Raw genomic sequence first — 19,295 nt, forward strand, 5'->3', positions numbered from 1 at the left:
GCCGTAAAGGTAAGGCATACCTACTTCTCAGGTCCAGCGCACCCCCCTCGGAAACCTCCTGGTTACGTATCTCCGTCGTCACGATCGACGCGTGAAGGCCAGTTTCAGGCCGAACGCGACCACGACGGTTCCGGTGATCGCGTCCATGGCGCGGCGCACGCTGTCACGGGCGAGCCAGGCCTCGGCGGCGCCGGCGGCGCAGATGATCAGGGTGAACCACGCCATGCCCTCGATGTTGTGGACCACCGCGAGGGCGCAGCCCATGACCAGGTGCGGGACGCCGGGAGGCAGGAACTGCGGGAGCATGGCGACATAGAAGACGCCGACCTTCGGGTTGAGCAGGTTCGTTCCCAATCCTTTTGCCCAGGAGGCGAATACGGTCTGCGGTGCGTCCGCGGACGCGGTAGTGACGGACAGGTGGGCGCGAAAGGCCTCGCGCACCATGCCGATTCCCATCCAGACGAGGTAGATCGCGCCCGCGATCCGCAGCACGGTGTAGGCCAGTTCCGAGGCGGTCAGCAGGGCGGAGATGCCCGCCGCGGCCGCGGCACCCCACACCAGCGTGCCGGAGCCGACGCCCAGCGCGGTCGCGAAGGCGTGGCGGCGGCCACGACTCACCGCGGCACGCAGGACGAGGGCGGTGTCCAGGCCGGGAACGAGGGTGAGCAGGCCCGCGACGACGGCGAAGGACAGCACGGCGTGCAGCATGGGCACAGGGTAGACGCGGGCCCGCTCAGGCGAAGCCGAACCAGACTGCGGCGGCGAGCAGGATGATCGTGATCGCCACGACGGCGCGGGTGGTGTAGGTGTGGCGCATTCTGCCTCCGTACTCGGACGAAATCGAAGTGCTCAGACGAAATCGAAGCGTTCGGTGTGGACTCGGTCGGGCGGAATCGCCAGGGTGGCAAGGGCATCCTCGACGGCGGTGACCATCGGGCCGGGGCCGCACAGGAAGTACTGCAGGTATTCGCTGCGAGGTGGGAGGTGGCGGGCGAGGATGCGCTGGTCGAGGAAGCCGCGTTCACCGTCCCAGCTCGGCGGGGTCGTTTCCAGGATGTGGACGACGGTGAGGTCGATGCGGTCGGCGAGTGCGTCCAGCTCGTCGGCGAAGGTGGCGTCGTCGAGTGCGCGGTTGGCGTAGAACAGCGTGCAGGGGCGGGGATCGGCACGGTCGGCAAGGGTGCGCAGAATGCTGACCATGGGCGTGATTCCGACACCGCCGGCGATCAGCACGAAGCCCGGTCCTTCGTAGCGATCGGGCGTGAACACGCCGTGCGGGCCGTCGAGGTAGGCGCGGGTTCCGGAGGTCGATTGCCCGATGGTGGCGGTGAAATCGCCCAGTGCCTTGATCGTCATATCGACCCCGTCGGCGTGTTCGGCGCTCGAGGAGAACGAGAACGGGTGCGCGCTGACGGTGAACGGTGACCGGTCGATCACCAGCCAGCCGAATTGCCCCGGCTGGAATCGGAAGCCCTTGTGCCCCACCGGTTCGAAGCTGAGCGTGTGCGCGCCGCCGCGCTCGGCGGTGACCTTCGCGATCCGCCACGGCCGCCGCAACCGCCGGATCGGTTTCATCACCCGCACCCACACCAGCAGCCCGACCAGCGCCACGGTCATGACCACCCACAACGCCTTCTTCCACGTCTCGCCGAGGTAGTGGCCGACCAGCAGCATATGCGCCAACGCGCAGCCGACGATCAGCACCGACAGCACCCCGTGCAGGAGCTGCCACACCTCGTAGCGAATCCGTAATCGCTTGCGCCACACCGAGGTTGCGACGAGTGCCAGCAACAGCACGACCGAGGTGACCGCGAAGCGGGCCCGCCACGGCGCCTGCGCGAGATTCAGCAGCCGCGCCACGTCCACGCCACCCACCTGCAGCAGCACCGGATGGGCGAGGATGAATGCCAGTGCGACATAGGAGATCTGGCGGTGGAACTGCACCAGCGCGTCCTCGCCGAAGGGCGCGGCCATCGCCTGGAAGCGGGCGACCAGCGCGAACTGCATACCCAGCATCGACATTCCGACGAACCCGAGCGCGACGGAGAATTCGATCCAGAACCCGCGGTGTGCCGACTGCGTGCCGGCCACCGCGAACACCAGCGGCAGCACCGCGACGGCCACATACAACCCGAGCCAGCCGATTCCCCGCAGCATCAGCGACAAACGATTCTCCTGACCATTCGACCTCACCCCCGGCACGGTGGCGAGCACGGACACGGTGGGAACAGCTGCCGGAACGGATCCGGAGCGACTTCGGACGTCGAGAACCTGCACTTACGGTACGGCAGCGCCCCCGGATTCGATTCGACCAGCCGCGAGCGTCGCCATCCAGGGCCACCAGGCCCGCTTCCGGCGTGCCGGGTGGCTCTGGTCTGGGCAGGCCATGGGCGCTCTCGGTAGCCGAGCCGTAGCCGTTGATCGTGGAGCGGTGGGGCACCGCATCGATTACCGAGTGAGTGGTCCGATACGGGCGTGTCGCTGCCCCTGAACGCCGACACTGGCGTATATGCGCCATCCACGACGCATGTATCGGTTCGAAATCTTCATGGGGAGATGATCGACATGATCCGGCATCGCAAATCGATTGTCGCCGCTGCCGCGCTCGCCGCGGCGGCGACGTCGCTGGTGTTGGCCGCACCGGATGCGGCCGCCGACGTCAACAGCGTGACGGTGACGGGCACGAGCCTGAGTTTGGGCGTCGACAGGTTCGGTACCGGCTGCTCGTACACGGTCCAGGTGAACGGCAGTCCGTACGAGGACGTGTATCTCAACGACAGCAATGGCGCGAGCTTCGGTCAGCAGCAGCTGCGCCTGGACAACAGCGGGAACGCCTCCACCACGTGGAGTCCGACCTCGACCGGAACGCATGTGATCACGGCCTGGTCGTGGCGCGGCGGGCCGCAGTTCGCCTGGGAGCAGGTCGGCAGCGGCCTGGATCTGGGCAGCGCGTGCGTGGTCACCAGCTGAGCACGGGCGCGGGCGTTTCGGCCCGCTCCGGCGCCGGGTGCGCGTGGGCGCCCGGTGCCGGGCATTAGTCTTCAGGAGGTGCACACCGAGCAGCCCTCCCCCGACGCCGAACCCCGTATCTGGGGCGGCACGACCCTCACCGAACGCCGTGAGGTGCGGCGCGCGGCGCTGCTGGAGGCCGCTCTGGACCTGATCGGCGAGTCCGGCGCGGGGGCGGTCACCATGCGTGCGGTGTGCCGGCGCGCGGGCCTGACCGATCGCTATTTCTACGAATCCTTCACCAGCCGTGACGAATTGCTCGATGTGCTCTATCGCCTGGTCGCCGACGAGTTCCTGGAGCCGATGACCGCGTTCGCCGTCGTCGACGACCCGAGCCGCGACCGCGCACTGTCGGAAGTGTTGCTGGACAAGGTGCTCGCGGATCCGCGCAAGTCGCGGCTGTTCCTGGTCGAGCCCTATTCGTCGACGGGCCTGGGCCAGACCACGATCGCGGTCATGCCCGCCTTCACTCGCCTCATCCAGGATCACCTGTTCGCGCACATCGAGGATCCGGTGCGGCGGCGACTGGCGGCGGTGACCATGGCCAGCGGTAATGCGGGCATGTTCTCCGCGTGGCTGAACGGCACCCTGCGCGCCAGCCGCGAACAGCTGGTCGATCACCTGGTCGCGACCATCGCCGCCTACCGCACGATGTATCGCAGCTGACCTGTCGGCTTCGAGCCCGATCCCCCGCGACCGGCGCGATTGCGGCAGTGGGCAACTCGTTCCGGCGCCCGCCCGGTCGCCTGGGACCGCGCTCACATCGAGTTGCCGAAACGGTTGGCGCGGTGTTAACTCGCTGGCGCAAGGTGCCGTCGTTAGCTGAGGCTCCTTCACGGATACAGGCCGGCGACCCCGAACGTCGAGAGACGCCCAAGGTCAGGACAGGCCGCCCCGAACTAAGGGGTGGCCCCGACCGGCTCCCGCTGTCGTAGCGGGTTCACGCCGTGGAGTGCTGAAGGTCTTACGAAGGGTGGTATCCGTGCCCGGCGCGTCCGCCGGGCCCCTCCCCGGCGCGTGCGCGGTGGAACGAGGAGGTGGTCGGCATGCCCGATGGGGACACAGGTCCGTTAGCCAATCGTTCACTCGGCGACACCGACACAATCCGCTTTCCGCTACCTCACGGGCGGTAGCGTGCGATTTCGAGTGCGCCGACGCTAGCTGGGAGAAGGGCGTCATGTCGACGTTGGAGATGCTGTTACGGCTCGGCGCGGGTGTCGGGCTGGGCGCGGTGATCGGGTTCGAGCGCCAGTACCGCGCCCGCATGGCCGGGCTGCGGACGAACACGCTGGTGGCCGCGGGTTCGACCTTGTTCGTGCTGTTGTCCGCGCACGGGTTCCACGGTGGCGACGCCGACCCGACTCGTGTTGCGGCGCAGGTGGTTTCGGGTATCGGTTTCCTCGGCGCGGGTGTGATCATGCGCGAGGGTTTCACGGTGCGCGGGCTGAATACCGCGGCGACGCTGTGGTGTTCGGCGGCGGTGGGTTCGCTCGCGGGTGCGGGCATGTTCGATACGGCCGCGGCGGGCACGGTGGCGGTGGTCGTGGTGAACACCGCGCTGCGCACCGCGGCGCGCGCGGTCGACCGCCCGCAGGAATCCCACGACATCGAGGCGTTGTACGCCTTCACCGCCGCGACCGACGATTCACACGAGGCCCATGTGCGGGCACTGCTGGTGCAGTCGCTGACCCGCACCGATTTCCGGCTGGTGTCGATTTCCAGTCATGACACCCAGCCGGGCCGGGTGGAGGTGCGCGCCGAACTCACCGGTGACCGCCGCGATGATCGTCAGATGGAGGCCGCGGTCAGCCGTTTGAGCCTGGAACCGTCGGTGACCAGTGTCGGCTGGCGTACGGTGGCGCAGCCCACGGTGGCCGACGAATGACCGCCGGTCTGCGCTCCTATCCCTCGCGCGGGGCGCTGGATCGCCCGCGCTCGCGCTGGGCGGATGTGGCCGTGTTCCTGGGTGCGGCCATCCTGATCTGGATCATCGTCAAGGTGTCGGCGGGCATGCACGTGCCCTTCGATCAGGCCACCGCGGCCACCAATATCTCCACCGATCCGGCGAAACTGCCCTATTACGCGGCGCGTTCGCTGTTGCGCATGTTCATCGCGCTCGGGGTGTCGATCGTGTTCACCTTCGTCTACGCCGAGGCGGCCGCGCGGCTGCCGCGCGCGGAGAAGGTACTGTTGCCGGCCCTCGATATCCTGCAGTCGGTGCCGATCCTGGGTTTCCTGTCGGTGACGGTGACCGGGTTCATCGCCCTGTTCCCGGGGTCCTCGCTGGGCCTGGAGTGCGCGTCGATCTTCGCGATCTTCACCTCGCAGGCCTGGAACATGACCTTCGCGTTCCATCACAGCCTGCTCTCGCAGCCGCGCGAATTGGATGAGGCGGCCCGCAATCTGCGGCTCTCGCGCTGGCAGCGGTTCTGGCGGGTGGATGTGCCCTCGGGCATGTTCCCGCTGGTGTGGAACGCCATGATGAGTTTCGGTGGTGGCTGGTTCTTCCTCACCGCGGCCGAGGCGATCAGCGTCAACAACCGCAATTACGCGCTGCCGGGCATCGGTTCCTATGTCGCGTCGGCGACCGCGGATTCGGCGACCGGCAAGGTGCTGCTGGCCATCGCGGTCATGATCATCATGGTGATCGGGCTGAATGTGCTGTTCTGGCGGCCGATCACGGTGTGGGCCGAACGATTCCGGGTGGAGGACAGCGAATCCGCCGACGGGCCGCGCAGCCTGGTGCTGGATCTGTTGCGCCGCAGCCACATTCCCGGACTGCTGGGCCGGGTGTTCGGGCCGCTGATCTTCCCGGTGGATCGGGCGATGCGGGTGTTCGGGCTGGCCGAGCATCCGCTGTACGTGCCGCCGGCGCGCCGGCGCGCCGCCGATGTGGTGTTCACGCTGGTGGTGTTCGCGGCGCTGATCTACGGCGGCTATCACATGCTGCACTACATCGGCAGCACAGCCGGTTTCGGCGAGATCGGGCATGCCTTCGGGCTGGGCGGGATCACGCTGATCCGCGTGGTGGTGCTGTTGTTGCTGGCGACGGCGGTGTGGGTGCCGATCGGGGTGTGGATCGGGTTGAACCCCAAGGTGACCCGTATCGCGCAGCCGATCGTGCAGGTGCTGGCCAGCTTCCCCGCCAACTTCCTGTTCCCGCTGGTGGGTGCGGTGCTGATCGCGACGGGTGCGAGCCTGCAGTGGGCGGGCACGCTGCTGATGGCACTCGGTGCGCAGTGGTACATCCTGTTCAATGTGATCGCGGGCGCCGCGGCGGTGCCCAACGATCTGCGCGAGGCGGCGGCGAATCTGCGGCTGCCGCGGCTGCTGTGGTGGCGCAAGCTGATCCTGCCGGCCATCTTCCCCAGTTACGTCACCGGCGCGATCACCGCGGCCGGTGGCGCGTGGAATGCCTCGATCGTGGCCGAGGTGGTGAAGTTCGGTGATCACACGTTGACGGCAACGGGTCTGGGCGCCTACATCGCCGAGGCCACCAGTTCCGGTGACTCGCCGCGCATTCTGGTCGGCGTGCTCGTGATGAGCTGTTTCGTCGTCGGTTTCAACCGGTTCTTCTGGCGGCGCCTCTACGGGCTGGCAGAACGCCGCTATTCGCTCTAGGACGGAGGATTATGACCAACTCGGTGACCACCGGAGAGGTCCTCATCGACATCGACGATGTCGACATGTCGTTCACCGGTGCGGCCGGGGAACGCCTCAATGTTCTCGAGCACATGAATCTGCAACTGCGCGAGGGCGAGATCGTGGCATTGCTGGGCCGCTCGGGCTCGGGTAAGTCCACGCTGCTGCGGATCATCGCGGGCCTGCTGGCGCCGACCGGCGGGCAGGTGCGCTATCGGGGCACGCCGTTGACGGGTTCCAATCCCGGTGCGGCGCTGGTGTTCCAGTCCTTCGCGCTGATGCCGTGGCTGACGGTGCAGGACAATGTGGAGTTGGGTCTGGCCGCGCGCGGGGTGCCGCCCAAGCAGCGCGCCGAGCAGGCCCTGCAGGCGATCGACCGGATCGGCCTGGACGGGTTCGAGTCGGCCTATCCCAAGGAGCTGTCCGGCGGTATGCGCCAGCGGGTCGGTTTCGCTCGCGCGCTGGTGCTGGAACCGGACCTGCTGCTCATGGACGAGCCGTTCTCGGCGCTGGACGTGCTGACCGCGGAGAATCTGCGCACCGAGCTCGTGAACCTGTGGGACACAGACGATTTCCCCACCAAATGCGTGTGCATCGTGACCCACAATATCGAGGAGGCGGTGCTGCTGGCCGACCGGGTGGTGGTGCTGGGCTCGAATCCGGGCCGCATCATCGCCGAGGTGCCGGTGGAGCAGCCGCGCCCGCGTAACAAGCGCGCGCCCGGCTTCGTGGCGCTGGTGGATCAGATCTACGGTCTGCTCACCGGCCGCGACGAGGTGCAGCCGGCGGTGGCCACCGAGTCCGCCACCCCGTTCGCCACTCCCCTGCCCGATGCCTCGGTCGGCGGGATCGCGGGTCTGCTGGAACTGGTGTACGGCAAGGGCGGTCGTGCGGACCTGCCGGTGATCGCCGACGAGCTCAATTTCGAACTCGACGATCTGATGCCGCTCGTCGATGCCGCGGTCTTGCTGGGGTTCCTGCTGGCCGATTCCGGTGATGTCATCCTGACCAATATCGGCTCGAATTTCACCAATGCCGATATCCAGCGCAGTAAAGCCATTTTCGCCAGTCAGGCCCGCCGGCGCGCACCGCTGGTGCGCACGATCTGCGGGGCGCTGGTCGGCAACGGGGACAAGTCGGTGCGCGCGGATTTCATTCTCGATCTGCTCAAGCGCGGATTCTCCGACGATGATGCGCGCCGGCAGCTGGAACTGGCCATCGATTGGGGCCGGTACGGCGAATTGTATGACTACGACACCGATTCCGGGCGCATCACCGCCGACGAGGATGCCGACCTGCAGGCCTCCTGAACCACGGGTCCGGACCTTACGATGAAGCGACGGTCGAATCAGATCGTTGCTGGTTCGAACGACTGGATGTGATCGTCGTGAGACGCAAGGTAATCGGACACGTACTCGCGGCGGTGGCCGCAGCCGTGATGGTGACGGCCTCGGTCGCGGGGACGGCGGCCGCCGCGGTGGTGATCCCGATGCATCAGAGCGACGGCGCGGATTGGCGCGATCCCGGCGCGCCGCCCGGCACCGACCGCCATTGCGACCACCGCGGCTTCTGGCACAACGACGACGGCGACCAGTGGGGTCACCCCGACGGCCGCTGCCACCCTTGGTGATTCGGCATCGAACCGCCGAGTCCCCCGATATGCCCATGGCTTTCATTTTCCGGAGACACCCTGTTCTGATCGGCAGGGGGAATCACCACAGGGCCACCTATCGTGCGGTCGCTGTCGTGTGCTTACTCTCCGGGCGGCGCGGGGATCTGAAAGGCGTTGAGCAGCGCGGAGGTTGCCAGATACATACCGATCAGGTTCACCATGTCGAGCACGCCGGCCTGCCCTACCGCCTCGAGAGCGAGGCGGTAGGTGTCGTCGGAGACCGATCGGGCGCTCACCAGCTCGTCGGTGAAGCGGTGCACGGCGGCTTCGGTGGCGGAGAGCTGCTCGGCCGGTTCTCCGTGCAGGAGCGCGGCGATCACCGGTTCGGCAATGCCGACGTGCCGGGCGACTGCCGCGTGGGCATAGATCTCATAGCCGGAGTTCCAGGCCACCCCGATCGTGAGGATGATGATCTCGCGAAGCGGAGCAGCCAACGTTGATTCGGCCTGGTCGGCGCGAACCCAGTCCAGGTACCGCTTGCCCGGGCCGGGGCGGTGCAGGAACGCGTTGAACGGCCCGATGAGGTCCCCCTCCGCGCTGACCGCGCGGAATCCCGATCGCCGAGCCCACGGCACGACCTGCGCGTGCAGCTCGTCGGCCAGTGCGAGCTGGTCCCGGTCCAGTGGACCCGAGCGGGCGAGGGGAAGGCGTCCACCCCAGTTCTCGTCCCCGGACGATGGCCTCGCAACGGCGGTCATGACGCGGCGAACGAGGTGATGAGTTCGGACAGGGCGTGCGGCGCCTCCATCGGCACCTGATGCCCGCAGTCGATCGATGCGATCCTCGCACGGGTCAAGTTGGGCATCGTCGTTTCACGTTGCATGTCCAGGCCCCAGACCGGGTCCTGGTCGGCCACGATCAGCAGGGTCTCGACGTCGATCGGTGCGGCACGCTCGGTCCAGTCCTCGTTGACGCCCTCGGTGATCCACGCGTCCCAGGCCTTGCGGTTCATCCGCGAATAGTCCTCGCAGGAGCGCTCGAACACCTCGGGTGGCAGGGGCAGCGCGGTGCGGTCGCGGACGAACTTTTCGGCGTCCGCGCGGTCTCGGCGGCTGGCGAACAGCGAGTCCCGCAGCTCCTGGCCGCCGACTTCGCAGCCGAGCGGTGTCGGGGTGACCAGCACCATCTTCGCGGGCGGGTGCGCCAGTCCCAGCTCGGCGCCCGCGCGACTGGCGAGGATCTGCATGATCTTGCCGGTCATCGAGTGCCCGACGAGCACATAGTCGGTCAGGCCGAGTTCGTTGATGGTGGCGGCGAACTGGGCTGCCATCTCGGCCATCGTGTAGCCGGGAATGTCGTGCGCTTCACCGTGACCGGGGGCGTCCACGGCCACGACCCGGAACTGTTCGGACAGTAGGGCGCCGGCCTCGATCCACTCGCGGCGGGCGAAGCTGAACGAGTGTGAAGCGACCAGGGTGCGGCCGGGATGTGCCGCGTTCTCCCGCTGCGGAGTGTCGGTGATGGGCAGCATGGGTGATCCTCCGAATGTCAGTGCGGTGGAGTAAGAGTGAATCCGCGCAGCGCTGCGCGGGCGAGCTGAACGGCTGCGGGTGCGTCGGTCGGTCCGTGCCCCAGCAGCAGGCGAAATGTCGTCGGCCCGAACAGCAGGTCGATCATGGCGTCGGCGTCGGCGTGCGGGTCGAGTTGGCCACGGCTGACGCCTTGGGCCCACAGCGCGCGCAATGCGGCGCGTCGAGGGGCGAAGAAGTGGTCGTTGAGTAGTTCGGCGGTGCCGGGTTCCAGCACCGCGGCGGCGATGAGTTCGGCGAAGACAACTCCGTCGCGGCCCTGGTATTGCTCGGCCAGGCGCGCCACCGCCTGTACGAGATCTTCTGCGGCGTCGCCGGTCTCGACCAGCGGTGCCTGTTGGTCGATGCGGGCGGCGAAGGCATCGATCGCCAGTGCGGTGCGGTGTGGCCAGCGCCGGTAGATCGTCGGCTTGCTGACGCCACTGCGCCGGCTGACGGCCTCGACGGTGCATGCGGCCACACCGCCTTCCAGCAGCAGTTCGCTGGCGCTGTCGAGCACACGGACCTCGTGCGTGCCCTCGCGGGGGCGGCCCAGCGAGGGGGTCATGACCGCACCGCCCGATCCCGATCGGTCGGACCGTCGTGCTCGCTCATGCAGCCCGGTCGCTGGGTGGATTCCACGAGCGATTCGAGTGTGGTGCGGTCCACCATGCCCTCCTTTACGTTACGACACGTAAACTACCGCATGGTGGATCGACCCGCAACATCGTTCGACCGACTGCGCTGAGGTATTTCCGGCAGGTGAGATGCGTGTTTCGATGCTCAGTCGATGCTGACCATCAGGCAAGAGGTGCCCACGATGGTCGGCCTCGGAGAGTGGGCCGACGACATCGCGGCTGACGATCTGACGCGCAATTCTCACCAGTGAACAGGTGCGGGAGTTCTGCGAGAGGCCGTGCGGGGCGAGCGAGGATGCGCAGTGCCGCAAGAATTTTCATGAAACCCGCGTCCGCGGCCTCGCAGTGCCTCCGTCGTCGTGCCGGCGTCGGCGCTCGGGCGGATCCGGCGGGTCAGGGTGTGCGGGAATCGAAGTGCAGGTGCAGTTCTCGGGGTGCGCCGACGCTGATGCCGACCGAGCGGTCGATCTCGGTGCCGGGTGCGAGCCGGAAGCCGGTGAGCCGGGCCAGCAGCCGGGTGATGGCGATCTCGAGTTGCTGGCGCGCGAAGTGACGGCCCAGGCAGCGGTGGATACCGATGCCGAAAGCCAGGTGCGGGTTGCGATTGCGGTCGAAATCGAGGCGGTCGGGATCGTCGAAGCGGGCGGTGTCGCGATTGCCCGAGCGCCAGTGCACAGCCAGGCGGTCGCCCTTGGTCATCGGCACGCCCAGCAGGTCGGTGTCTTCCACGACCAGCCGGCCCATGACGCTGACGGTGGAGGTGTAGCGCAGTAGTTCGTCCAGATCGCGTGCGGCCCAATCGGGTTCGCGCAGTCGCGCTTCCAGGTCGGGTATCTCGGTGAGGAATTGGGCGATGTAGGCCAGGGCGCCGCGGGTGGTGTCGAGCCCGCCCAGCAGCAGCACGGTGACCACGCCCAGGCGCTCTTCCATGGTGAGCCGGCGCCCGTCCTCGACGGTCGCGTCCACGATGGATTGCAGCAGATCCGCGCGGGGTGCGGCTTCGCGTTCGGCCATGAGCTCGGCGGCCAGTGCGGCGACCGCGGCGAAGCTTTCGGGTGTGTTCTGCACCGACACCTGGGTGACGGCGTCGATCGCGCGCCGCAGCCGCGCCTCGTTGTCGTCGTCGAGCACCACTTTCGCCAGGGCTCCCGCGGTGAACGGGATCGCGAACTCGCTCACGAATTCGACCTGCCCGGCCGCGGCGAACCCGTCGATGAGTTCGTCGGCGAGCCGTTCCACCACCGGCGCATAGCGTTCCAGCGCCGTGCGCGAGAACGGCCCGTTGAGAAAGGCCCGGAAGTCGCTGTGCAGCGGCGGATCCGTATCGATGGGCGGCAAGGCCACCGGCACCGTGGTCAGTCCCGGCATGGTGGAGCTGAAGATCTCCGGGTGCGCGGCGACCCGCACGAGGTCCTCGTAGCGCGTCACCACGTGCATGCCGCCACCGAATCCGGTGCGCACCACCGGGCAGTGCCCGCGCGCCCACCTCAATTGCTCGTCGAGGCGCGCGCAGTCGCGTCCGTCGAACCAGTCCAGATGATCGAAGAATTCCTGATGGCTCTCGGTCACGGCAAACTCCTTCGCAGTCCCGCGCAGGCTGCGCTGATGGTGCGCCCGCCGCTCACGGGGTGTCAACCCGTCCCGGCGCGTCGAACACGCTGCGCCGCAGCCGAGCCGATCCGATGAGGGTGCGGCAATTCCGGCGGCATTCGCCGCGGTGTGCAACGATCTTGTTGTCGGGCAACAGGTCTGGTGCGGCAATGCTGATGAGGGGCGAACGAACGTGGAACTGACCCAATTCCAGCCGGAGCTGATTCCCGCACATCTGGACCGGTTGGTCGGGCAGATCCGCGCGGTGATGCCGGCGCGGCTGTTCGCGGTGATCGAGCCGTGGACCACGCGTCCGCGCCGCTACCACGATGATTCGGCCCCGGCCACCGGTGACCCGTACGGGCTGGCGCTGCCCGGGGCCGGTGAACTGGCCACCTGCGAGGTCCACGCGCCGATCAGATGGCACGAGGTGGTGGCCGAGCTATCGGGGCTGCTGGTGTTGCGCCATCCGGCCCCGGACACGGCACAGTTGAGCAGCATGTGGGTTCGCCTCGAGCAGGCGGGGCTGCGCCCGTCGATCACGGTGAATCTGTCGCCGTGGCGCACGGAATGGTCGGATGCGAGTGCGCGGCCCGCGCCCGGAACGTGGGCCGTCGACATTCTCGGGGTGGCGGGGCGCGGCGCCGATCTCGGCAACACGCGCACCTTCGAGCTCGCGCGGGTGCTCAACGGATCAGACGTGGATCCGGTGCGCGCGAAACCTGTCCGGTTTCCCTTGGAGCAGTGGACGTATTGGCCGACGGTATGACGCTCGGCACCGGAATATCTACCGGCCGCGATGATCCCCGTAGCGTGTCGGGGTGGCGCACCGTTATGCTCGGGTCCGCGTAGGGCCGGTGAGAGGTCTCCCGAGCCGTAGGCAGAGTTCCTGTGCCGAGCGGCGTTGTGCCGCAATCAGTTCGAAGGTTCACTGCCATGGCAGCTGTCACCACGGCTGAGATCGATGGTGCGCGTGTGTATTCGCGCCGCGGGCTCAGCATCTACGATCTCTATGTTCTCGGATTCAACAATCATCTCGTCTGGCGCTGCCCCACAAGGCATCTGCAGGCGCTCTACGATGCGAACATCGCCGCCGATCATGTCGATATCGGGGTCGGTACCGGCTATTTCCTGCATCGCGCCGCCTTCCCGAACACGCATCCGTCGGTCACCCTGGTCGATCTGAACGAGCATGCGCTCACCGCGGCGTCGGAGCGACTACGCGTGCGCGGTATCGCCGCCGACACCCATATCGGGTCGGTGCTGTCCCCGTTGCCGGTCGAGTCGCGTCGGTTCGGTTCGGCGGCAGCGAATCTGCTGATGCACTGTGTGCCCGGCGGCTGGGCCGGCAAGGGTGAAGCGTTCGGGCACATCGCCGACGTCCTGGTCGGATCGGGTGTGTTCTTCGGGGCGACGGTGCTGACCGCCGGTGTGCCCGACACCTTCCTGTCGCGCGCCACGGCCCGCGCGTTCAACGACAAGGGCGTCTTCCATAACAGCACCGACGACCTTGCCGGGCTGCGCGCCGCACTCGAGCGGGCCTTCGAATCCGTCGATATCCAGACGCGTGGGTCGATGGCGCTGTGGGTGGCCCGCTATCCGCGCCGCGAACGGTGAACACGGGCCGGCCTCAGCGGTCCGCGCCGTCCGCGGCGTAGAGCATGACCGCCAAGGGCCGCACCGGTTTGCGGCCTTCGGTGGGCATGAGGAACGCCGACGCGTGGAACACCGCGCCGGCCAGGGTGACGGTGGTGCCGATCAACGCCGAGCGGGCCGCGGAGATCGCATCGAGGTCGAGCTGGCCCAACAGGTCACGCACCACCCGGTCGTCGGCGAACATGGCACGCAGTTTGCCCCACACCGTGACGGTCACCCGGGTGCCCGGGTCCACGATCACCAGGGTCGAGCCCGCGGTGATCATCGCGCGGGTGGATTGGGAGAGGTAGTCGCGAGAGGGCAATTTCACCGTGAGGCCGTGCACGTGGGTCGCGTCGGGCTCGACCACCATCGCCGAGGACCAGAAATGGGTGAACCCGGCGGCGCCGGTGGGTAGCAGCGACCAATACGCTTCGGCGCGCGTGCCTTTCGGGCCGGTGCGCGCGGCGTAGTACAGCGACAGGAATTCCTGCACGTCATCGGGATTCATGAACTGCAGCAGGTCGCGGATCGGCCGGTACTCACCCACCGCGCGACCATCGCCGATGCTGGACAGATCATCCCCGGCACTCGCGGTCGCCACCGCCTCGATATCGAGGATCCACGTGTTGTAGGTGGGCCGCGGCGGAACCGGTCCGGGACCCAGCCACACCACCAGGCCGACCGGTACCTGATCGGGGGTCAGCATCCAGTGGGCGCGGTATTCGATACCGTCGCGGGTGGATTCGCGATCGGCGTGCACACCGGAGGCCAGGGCGTCCTCGACGAGTCCTTCGAACAGCACCCGCGCGTCGAGATTGAAGCCCAGCGCCATGCCCTCGCGGCGTAACTTCTTGGCCACGCGCAGACCACCGGCACTGTGGAGGACGATGTCGCCCCGGGCGAGCCGCGTGGCGAGGACGTCCACGCATATCCAGGTCTTCGGAAACCGCACGCGCACAAGACTAATCACAACCGGTATCGACACCGCAATCCCCAGCTCCATTGCGCCACAGTCGATTTGCCACGCGATTACTACCCGGGCCCCAGGTGGCCCGTCGAGTACCGCGCTGCCGTAGGCTGGGCAGCGTTTTCGGCAGGGGATGTACGGGAGCCATGACAGGAATCGACACCGGGTGTGCCGGTGACACGGGTTGGGGCGCACGGATTTTCGCCGCGGCGGGTGTGCTCGGGCGGGGTTGATCATCGGCGGGACGGGGCTGGCGGTGTTCAGCCGATTCTTCGCTACGCGCGGCGACTTCGGGCAGCGATCCAGCAGAAACGAGATGTTCGGGCCGTCCGCGCGCGTGTCGGCGGTGCCGGATCGACTCGGCGGCGAACGGTATCGGCTGACGGTGGCGACGGTGCCGAATGGCTGGAGCGATCGCACCTCCGCGGTGGTGGCGGCCGGGCCTGGACTCTCTCGCCTGCTCGGATTCGACGGTGCACCGCGCCACCTTCCTGGCCCGCGAGCTCGTCGCGGTGCAGGACAACGGGACCGATCAGCATCCGGGCTACCGCGTGGAGTCCTGGGATCGCGCCGATGGCGCCCCGCTCGCCTCGTCGGATCTGCATTTCAGCCAAGCGGTCGACCGCTGCACGGTGCTGGCCGTCCCGGGCGCGGTGCTGGTGATCGGTATCGGCGCGCACACCGAGATCGTCGGCTACAGGCGCTGACCGTCGGGCAAACGAATGCGCCCGCACCGGAAGGGATTCCGGTGCGGGCGCATTCGGGTGGTGCCGTGCTACCCCTCGGTGCCGGGCTGCGCCGGCGCGCGCTCAGTGCGCGATGATGGCGGGGGCGTCGGCCAGTTCCGGGTTGGCGGGCTTGGCGCGGGGCAGGAAGAACGCCGGGATGAGCGTGACCGCCAGGATGCACAGCGCGACCACGAAGGTGTGGGCGAAGGCGGTGGCGGCCAGGTCGAAGCCGTGCGAGAGCACTTCGGGCGGGACCAGTTTCGCGATTTCCGGGCTGAAATGCGAGGCGGTGGCGGTATTGGCCAGCGAGTGCCCGCCCGGGCCGGCGGGGCCGCGGTTGAGCAGACTGGTCAGCACCACGGAAATGGTTGCGGTGCCGATGGATCCGGCGGTCTGGTTGACGATGTTCATCAGCGTGGAACCGCGCGCGACCTGCGCGTAGGTCAGGGTCTGGATGGCGGCGGTCATGGTCGGCATCATGGTGCAGCCCATGCCCAGGCCCATCACGAACAGCGCGCCCAGGATCAGCGCGTAGGAGGTGTGCGCCCCGACCTGTGTCAGCACCGACAGGCCCGCGCACATGATGACGATGCCGGTGAGCACGATCTTGCCGGGCCCGATCTTGTCGACCAGCCGGCCCGCGACCGGCATGGTGAGCATGGCGCCCAGGCCCTGCGGGGCGATGAGCAGACCGGCCATGAGCGTGGATTCCCCGCGCACCTGCTGCAGATACGACGGCAGCAGCAGACCCGATCCGAAGAACGCCATGGCGAACAGCGTCATGGTCAGCACCGCATAGCGCAGCGACTTGTTCTGGAACAGGTGCAGATCGATGAGCGGATGCTCGGTGCGCAGGGCGTGGAAGATGAAGGCCACGATCAGTACCAGGCCGACCCCGGCGGGGATGAGGACCTTGGCCGAGGCGACGGTGCCCTCGCCCGGGATGGAGGACACGCCGTAGAGGAATGCGGCGAGACCCGGTGAGACCAGCAGCATTCCGACGAAGTCGAAGGACTGGGAGGGTTCGGGATTGTCGCGCGGGAACACCACGAAGGCCAGGATCAGCGCGATGATGCCGATCGGCACGTTGATCAGGAAGATCCAGTGCCAGCTGAAGGAGTCGATGAGCCAGCCGCCCAGGATCGGGCCGCAGATGGGCCCGAGCAGCATGGGCACGCCGAGCACCGCCATGACGCGGCCGATGCGGGCCGGGCCCGCGGCGTGGGTCATGATCGTCATGCCCAAGGGCATGAGCATGCCGCCGCCCAGGCCCTGGATGACGCGGAAACCGATGAGGGACTCGATGTTCCAGGCGGTCGAGCACAGCACCGAGCCGAGCACGAAGAAGACCAGCGCCATCATGTAGAGGCGTTTGGTGCCGAAGCGGTCGGCGGCCCACCCGGTGAGCGGGATGACGGTGGCCAGCGCCAGGGTGTAGCCCGTCATGGACCAGGCGGCGATGGCGTACGTAGTGGAGAATTCCTGCTGGAACTTGGGGATTGCGACGGTCACGACGGTCACGTCGAGGATCGACATGATGGCGCCGAGCACCACGACGCCCGCGATCTTGAAGACCCGAGCGTCCAGCTTGTCGTCGGCCGAATCGGCCGCCTGTATATCCGGAGGGGTTGTCACCGGTTCAGCCTGCCAGCCGGTTGGTAACGAAACCAGCACATTTTTCTCTCGGCCATGATCGGCATCTCTCGAGCACCCTTCATGCGGGCGGCGGCCAGCCGTCGTCGTTGTCGTAGAAGTTGTGGGCCTCGCTGTCGGCGAGCGCCTCGGCCCGCAGGTCGAACTCCGAGGGATCGCCCGGATCCGGTTGCGGCGCAGTCTGTTTACCCGTGGAATCGACGGGATCGACCGGAATTGCATCCTTGCCCATGAGAAGTCCTCTCATCCCTCGGCCGGGGGTATCGAGCGCGGTGCCCTATCGTACCGAGTGATAGCAAATCTCGGGCAACCAAAGGGGGGTGTATTGCCTCGCGCCGGTACGGCCCGACCCGCGCGTACGCTGGCGGTTTCAGGTGGGTAAGGGAGAGGTGTTGGGCGAGATGTCCGACCCGGTACTGGGGTTGACCGGTACGCTGACCACGCCGATCCGTGGCGCGGGAACGCTCGGGGAGGTGTTGGTCGCCATACGAGGGGGAACCGAGCTGTACATCGCGCGCGCCGAAGAACCACTGGCCGCAGGCACGTCGGTGCTGGTCGTGGCCGTGCATCCGGGACGCATCGTCGATGTTGTTGCGTGGGTGCCCTTTCCCGGCGATTGACATAGCGCCACATTCATTCCAGTTCAAGCATCCAATTCATTGAGGGAGACGAGTCGATGCTGGGTTTCCATGTACCCGATCCGGACGAGGCCATGCTGGTCAGCGGGTCGCGCGGCGGTAAGAGCGAGGGTTCGCCGTTCCGGGTGGTGATCGGGCACGGGGTGTTCGTGCTGCCGATCTTCCGCAAGGTGCGCTACCTGTCGCTGGCCATGTTCGAGGCCGAGATCGGCGAGCGCTGCGTCACCAAGCAGGCCATCCAGCTCGACGTGCGCGCCGTCATCGCCTTCAAGGTCGCCAACGACACCGCCTCCATCGTCAATGCGGCGCAACGCTTCCTGTCCGAGCAGGAGCGCGAGATGTCGGTGCTGACCGGGCGCATCTTCTCCGGTCATCTGCGCTCGATCGTGGGCTCGATGACGGTGGAGGAGATCATCCGCGAACGCCAGAAGCTGGCCGATGAGGTGCTGGTCGCCTCCAAGGTGGAGATGAGCAATATCGGGCTGTGGGTGGATTCCTTCCAGATCCAGTCCATCGACGACGGCAATCTCGGCTACATCGCCGCCCTGGCCGCCCCGCACAATGCCGCGGTCAAGCGGGATGCCTCGATCGCGCAGGCCGCCGCCTCCCAGGCCGCGGCGCAGGCCGAACAGGAGTCCCAGCGCCGTCAGGCCGAATACCAGCGCGAGACCTCGCTGCTGCGCGCGCAGTACCAGCGCGATATCGACAAGGCCAATGCCGAAGCGGCGCAGGCGGGTCCGCTCGCGCAGGCCACCGCCCTGCAGGAGGTGCTCACCGCGCAGGCCGTGCAGGCGCGCAAGCAGGCCGAGCTGCGTGAGCAGCAGCTGCAGGCCGAGGTCGTCAAACCCGCTATGGCAGAGGCGGAGCGGGTGCGCATCCTGGCCGAGGCCGAGGCCGACCGTACCCGCATCCAGGCCGACGCCGCGGCCTCGAACAATCGCATCGCGCTGGATCAGCTGCTCATCGAACAGCTTCCGGAGATCGTGAAGCAGGCCTCGCTGGGGTTGTCGAAGGCGAACCTGACCGTGCTCAATGGCCCCGACGGGGTCAGCGAGATCGTCAACGGCATGGTCGGTCAGGGCCTGACCGTGTTCAATTCATTGCAAAAGGCACTTTCTTCCAACAATGATCAGCCTGCGGACTAAAGTGACCGCAAGAGGGACGCGGCGACGAGGAGCGGGTGTTTAGGTGTCCATCGGGAAATTGGTGTCGTTCGACAGCTCTCGGGGTTTCGGTTTCATTCGTCCGGAGGACGGCGGGCCGGATGTGTTCGTGCATGTCAACGACATCGGGTTGGACGAAGACGAGTTGCGGCAGGGGCGAGTGTTCGAATTCGATGTGACCGAGGGTGACCGGGGTCCGAAGGCGATCAATCTGGCCTTGGTGGCGGGACAGCCCGCCCCGGCACGGCACAAAGGTAAGGAGCGTGGTGACCGCCCCGGCGGTCTGCTCAGTGCGTCCGAGCATCGCCGGCTGATCACCGAGCTGCTGCTCGATGCCTCCCCGGCATTGACGGCCGGGGAGATCGTGACCATCCGGGATCGGCTCACCACCTTCGCGGATCAGCACGGATGGATCGAAAACTGACCGGTTCGGATTAGGATCGTTCCCG

The 19,295-nt window shown here is 67.3% G+C and carries 21 protein-coding genes and 1 riboswitch; of the genes, 12 read left to right on the plus strand and 9 right to left on the minus strand.

Features of this window, described 5'->3' with window-relative positions; all coding sequences use genetic code 11:
- Positions 1-78: 78 nt before the first annotated feature.
- Positions 79-708 carry a LysE family translocator gene (locus ACIP5Y_RS22645; RefSeq protein ID WP_400352416.1) on the minus strand — a complete coding sequence of 210 codons (630 nt, stop codon included), beginning with the start codon at positions 706-708 and terminating at the stop codon, positions 79-81.
- A gap of 141 nt (positions 709-849) precedes the next feature.
- On the minus strand, positions 850-2,193 hold the full coding sequence (locus ACIP5Y_RS22650; RefSeq protein ID WP_400352417.1) for a ferric reductase-like transmembrane domain-containing protein: 1,344 nt from the start codon (positions 2,191-2,193) through the stop codon (positions 850-852).
- Between the two features lie 363 nt (positions 2,194-2,556).
- Between ACIP5Y_RS22650 and ACIP5Y_RS22655 the strand changes: the two genes are divergently transcribed.
- From ACIP5Y_RS22655 to ACIP5Y_RS22680, 6 genes are all read left to right on the plus strand, one after another.
- Positions 2,557-2,970, plus strand: coding sequence for a hypothetical protein (locus ACIP5Y_RS22655; protein WP_400352419.1), 414 nt, complete (start codon positions 2,557-2,559; stop codon positions 2,968-2,970).
- A 78-nt stretch (positions 2,971-3,048) separates the two neighbouring features.
- Positions 3,049-3,675 (plus strand): TetR/AcrR family transcriptional regulator, encoded by a 627-nt coding sequence (locus ACIP5Y_RS22660; protein WP_400352421.1) that lies wholly within the window; start codon positions 3,049-3,051, stop codon positions 3,673-3,675.
- Positions 3,676-3,816: 141 nt separating this feature from the next.
- Positions 3,817-3,991: riboswitch (M-box (ykoK) riboswitch) on the plus strand.
- 195 nt (positions 3,992-4,186) lie between these two features.
- Positions 4,187-4,894: an MgtC/SapB family protein gene (locus ACIP5Y_RS22665; RefSeq protein ID WP_400352423.1), complete on the plus strand. Its 708-nt coding sequence runs from the start codon at positions 4,187-4,189 to the stop codon at positions 4,892-4,894.
- A complete protein-coding gene (locus ACIP5Y_RS22670) occupies positions 4,891-6,630 on the plus strand; it encodes an ABC transporter permease (RefSeq protein WP_400352425.1) in 1,740 nt (579 codons plus the stop codon). The genes ACIP5Y_RS22665 and ACIP5Y_RS22670 overlap by 4 nt, the downstream gene beginning before the upstream one ends.
- A gap of 11 nt (positions 6,631-6,641) precedes the next feature.
- A complete protein-coding gene (locus ACIP5Y_RS22675) occupies positions 6,642-7,961 on the plus strand; it encodes a nitrate/sulfonate/bicarbonate ABC transporter ATP-binding protein (RefSeq protein ID WP_400352426.1) in 1,320 nt (439 codons plus the stop codon).
- A 77-nt stretch (positions 7,962-8,038) separates the two neighbouring features.
- Complete coding sequence (locus ACIP5Y_RS22680) at positions 8,039-8,281, plus strand: hypothetical protein (protein ID WP_400352427.1); 243 nt, start codon at positions 8,039-8,041, stop codon at positions 8,279-8,281.
- 122 nt (positions 8,282-8,403) lie between these two features.
- On the opposite strand, the gene ACIP5Y_RS22685 is transcribed toward ACIP5Y_RS22680, so the two are convergent.
- The 4 genes from ACIP5Y_RS22685 to ACIP5Y_RS22700 all read right to left on the minus strand — a co-directional run bounded on the left by ACIP5Y_RS22685 (position 8,404) and on the right by ACIP5Y_RS22700 (position 12,038).
- Positions 8,404-9,021, minus strand: coding sequence for a carboxymuconolactone decarboxylase family protein (locus tag ACIP5Y_RS22685; protein ID WP_400352429.1), 618 nt, complete (start codon positions 9,019-9,021; stop codon positions 8,404-8,406).
- A complete protein-coding gene (locus ACIP5Y_RS22690; RefSeq protein ID WP_400352430.1) occupies positions 9,018-9,794 on the minus strand; it encodes an alpha/beta fold hydrolase in 777 nt (258 codons plus the stop codon). Before ACIP5Y_RS22690 ends, ACIP5Y_RS22685 begins: the two co-directional genes overlap by 4 nt.
- Before the next feature lie 17 nt (positions 9,795-9,811).
- Entirely contained in the window at positions 9,812-10,399 is a 588-nt protein-coding gene (locus ACIP5Y_RS22695) for a TetR/AcrR family transcriptional regulator (protein WP_400352432.1), read from the minus strand.
- Between the two features lie 463 nt (positions 10,400-10,862).
- Positions 10,863-12,038: a cytochrome P450 gene (locus ACIP5Y_RS22700; protein ID WP_400352434.1), complete on the minus strand. Its 1,176-nt coding sequence runs from the start codon at positions 12,036-12,038 to the stop codon at positions 10,863-10,865.
- Positions 12,039-12,252: 214 nt separating this feature from the next.
- Between ACIP5Y_RS22700 and ACIP5Y_RS22705 the strand changes: the two genes are divergently transcribed.
- Together ACIP5Y_RS22705 and ACIP5Y_RS22710 are read left to right on the plus strand one after the other, a co-directional pair.
- Complete coding sequence (locus ACIP5Y_RS22705; protein ID WP_400352436.1) at positions 12,253-12,828, plus strand: hypothetical protein; 576 nt, start codon at positions 12,253-12,255, stop codon at positions 12,826-12,828.
- 167 nt (positions 12,829-12,995) lie between these two features.
- Positions 12,996-13,676: a class I SAM-dependent methyltransferase gene (locus ACIP5Y_RS22710; RefSeq protein ID WP_400352438.1), complete on the plus strand. Its 681-nt coding sequence runs from the start codon at positions 12,996-12,998 to the stop codon at positions 13,674-13,676.
- 13 nt (positions 13,677-13,689) lie between these two features.
- Here the strand turns inward: ACIP5Y_RS22710 and ACIP5Y_RS22715 are convergent, their stop codons facing one another.
- The gene (locus tag ACIP5Y_RS22715) at positions 13,690-14,649 is read right to left on the minus strand and encodes a hypothetical protein (protein WP_400352440.1); all 960 of its coding nucleotides are present in this window, start codon (positions 14,647-14,649) and stop codon (positions 13,690-13,692) included.
- Between the two features lie 416 nt (positions 14,650-15,065).
- Between ACIP5Y_RS22715 and ACIP5Y_RS22720 the strand changes: the two genes are divergently transcribed.
- Complete coding sequence (locus tag ACIP5Y_RS22720) at positions 15,066-15,371, plus strand: hypothetical protein (RefSeq protein ID WP_400352441.1); 306 nt, start codon at positions 15,066-15,068, stop codon at positions 15,369-15,371.
- A gap of 102 nt (positions 15,372-15,473) precedes the next feature.
- On the opposite strand, the gene ACIP5Y_RS22725 is transcribed toward ACIP5Y_RS22720, so the two are convergent.
- Both ACIP5Y_RS22725 and ACIP5Y_RS22730 read right to left on the minus strand, forming a co-directional pair.
- Positions 15,474-17,027: a DHA2 family efflux MFS transporter permease subunit gene (locus ACIP5Y_RS22725; RefSeq protein ID WP_400352443.1), complete on the minus strand. Its 1,554-nt coding sequence runs from the start codon at positions 17,025-17,027 to the stop codon at positions 15,474-15,476.
- 79 nt (positions 17,028-17,106) lie between these two features.
- Entirely contained in the window at positions 17,107-17,277 is a 171-nt protein-coding gene (locus ACIP5Y_RS22730; protein ID WP_400352445.1) for a hypothetical protein, read from the minus strand.
- A 169-nt stretch (positions 17,278-17,446) separates the two neighbouring features.
- Between ACIP5Y_RS22730 and ACIP5Y_RS22735 the strand changes: the two genes are divergently transcribed.
- The 3 genes from ACIP5Y_RS22735 to ACIP5Y_RS22745 are packed head-to-tail and all read left to right on the plus strand — an operon-like array spanning position 17,447 to position 19,270.
- Positions 17,447-17,665 (plus strand): hypothetical protein, encoded by a 219-nt coding sequence (locus ACIP5Y_RS22735; protein WP_397014938.1) that lies wholly within the window; start codon positions 17,447-17,449, stop codon positions 17,663-17,665.
- 56 nt (positions 17,666-17,721) lie between these two features.
- Positions 17,722-18,828: an SPFH domain-containing protein gene (locus ACIP5Y_RS22740; protein ID WP_400352447.1), complete on the plus strand. Its 1,107-nt coding sequence runs from the start codon at positions 17,722-17,724 to the stop codon at positions 18,826-18,828.
- 43 nt (positions 18,829-18,871) lie between these two features.
- Entirely contained in the window at positions 18,872-19,270 is a 399-nt protein-coding gene (locus ACIP5Y_RS22745; protein WP_400352449.1) for a cold-shock protein, read from the plus strand.
- Positions 19,271-19,295 lie beyond the last annotated feature (25 nt).

The sequence above is a fragment of the Nocardia sp. NPDC088792 genome (genome assembly GCF_044750615.1).
GTDB lineage: Bacteria > Actinomycetota > Actinomycetes > Mycobacteriales > Mycobacteriaceae > Nocardia.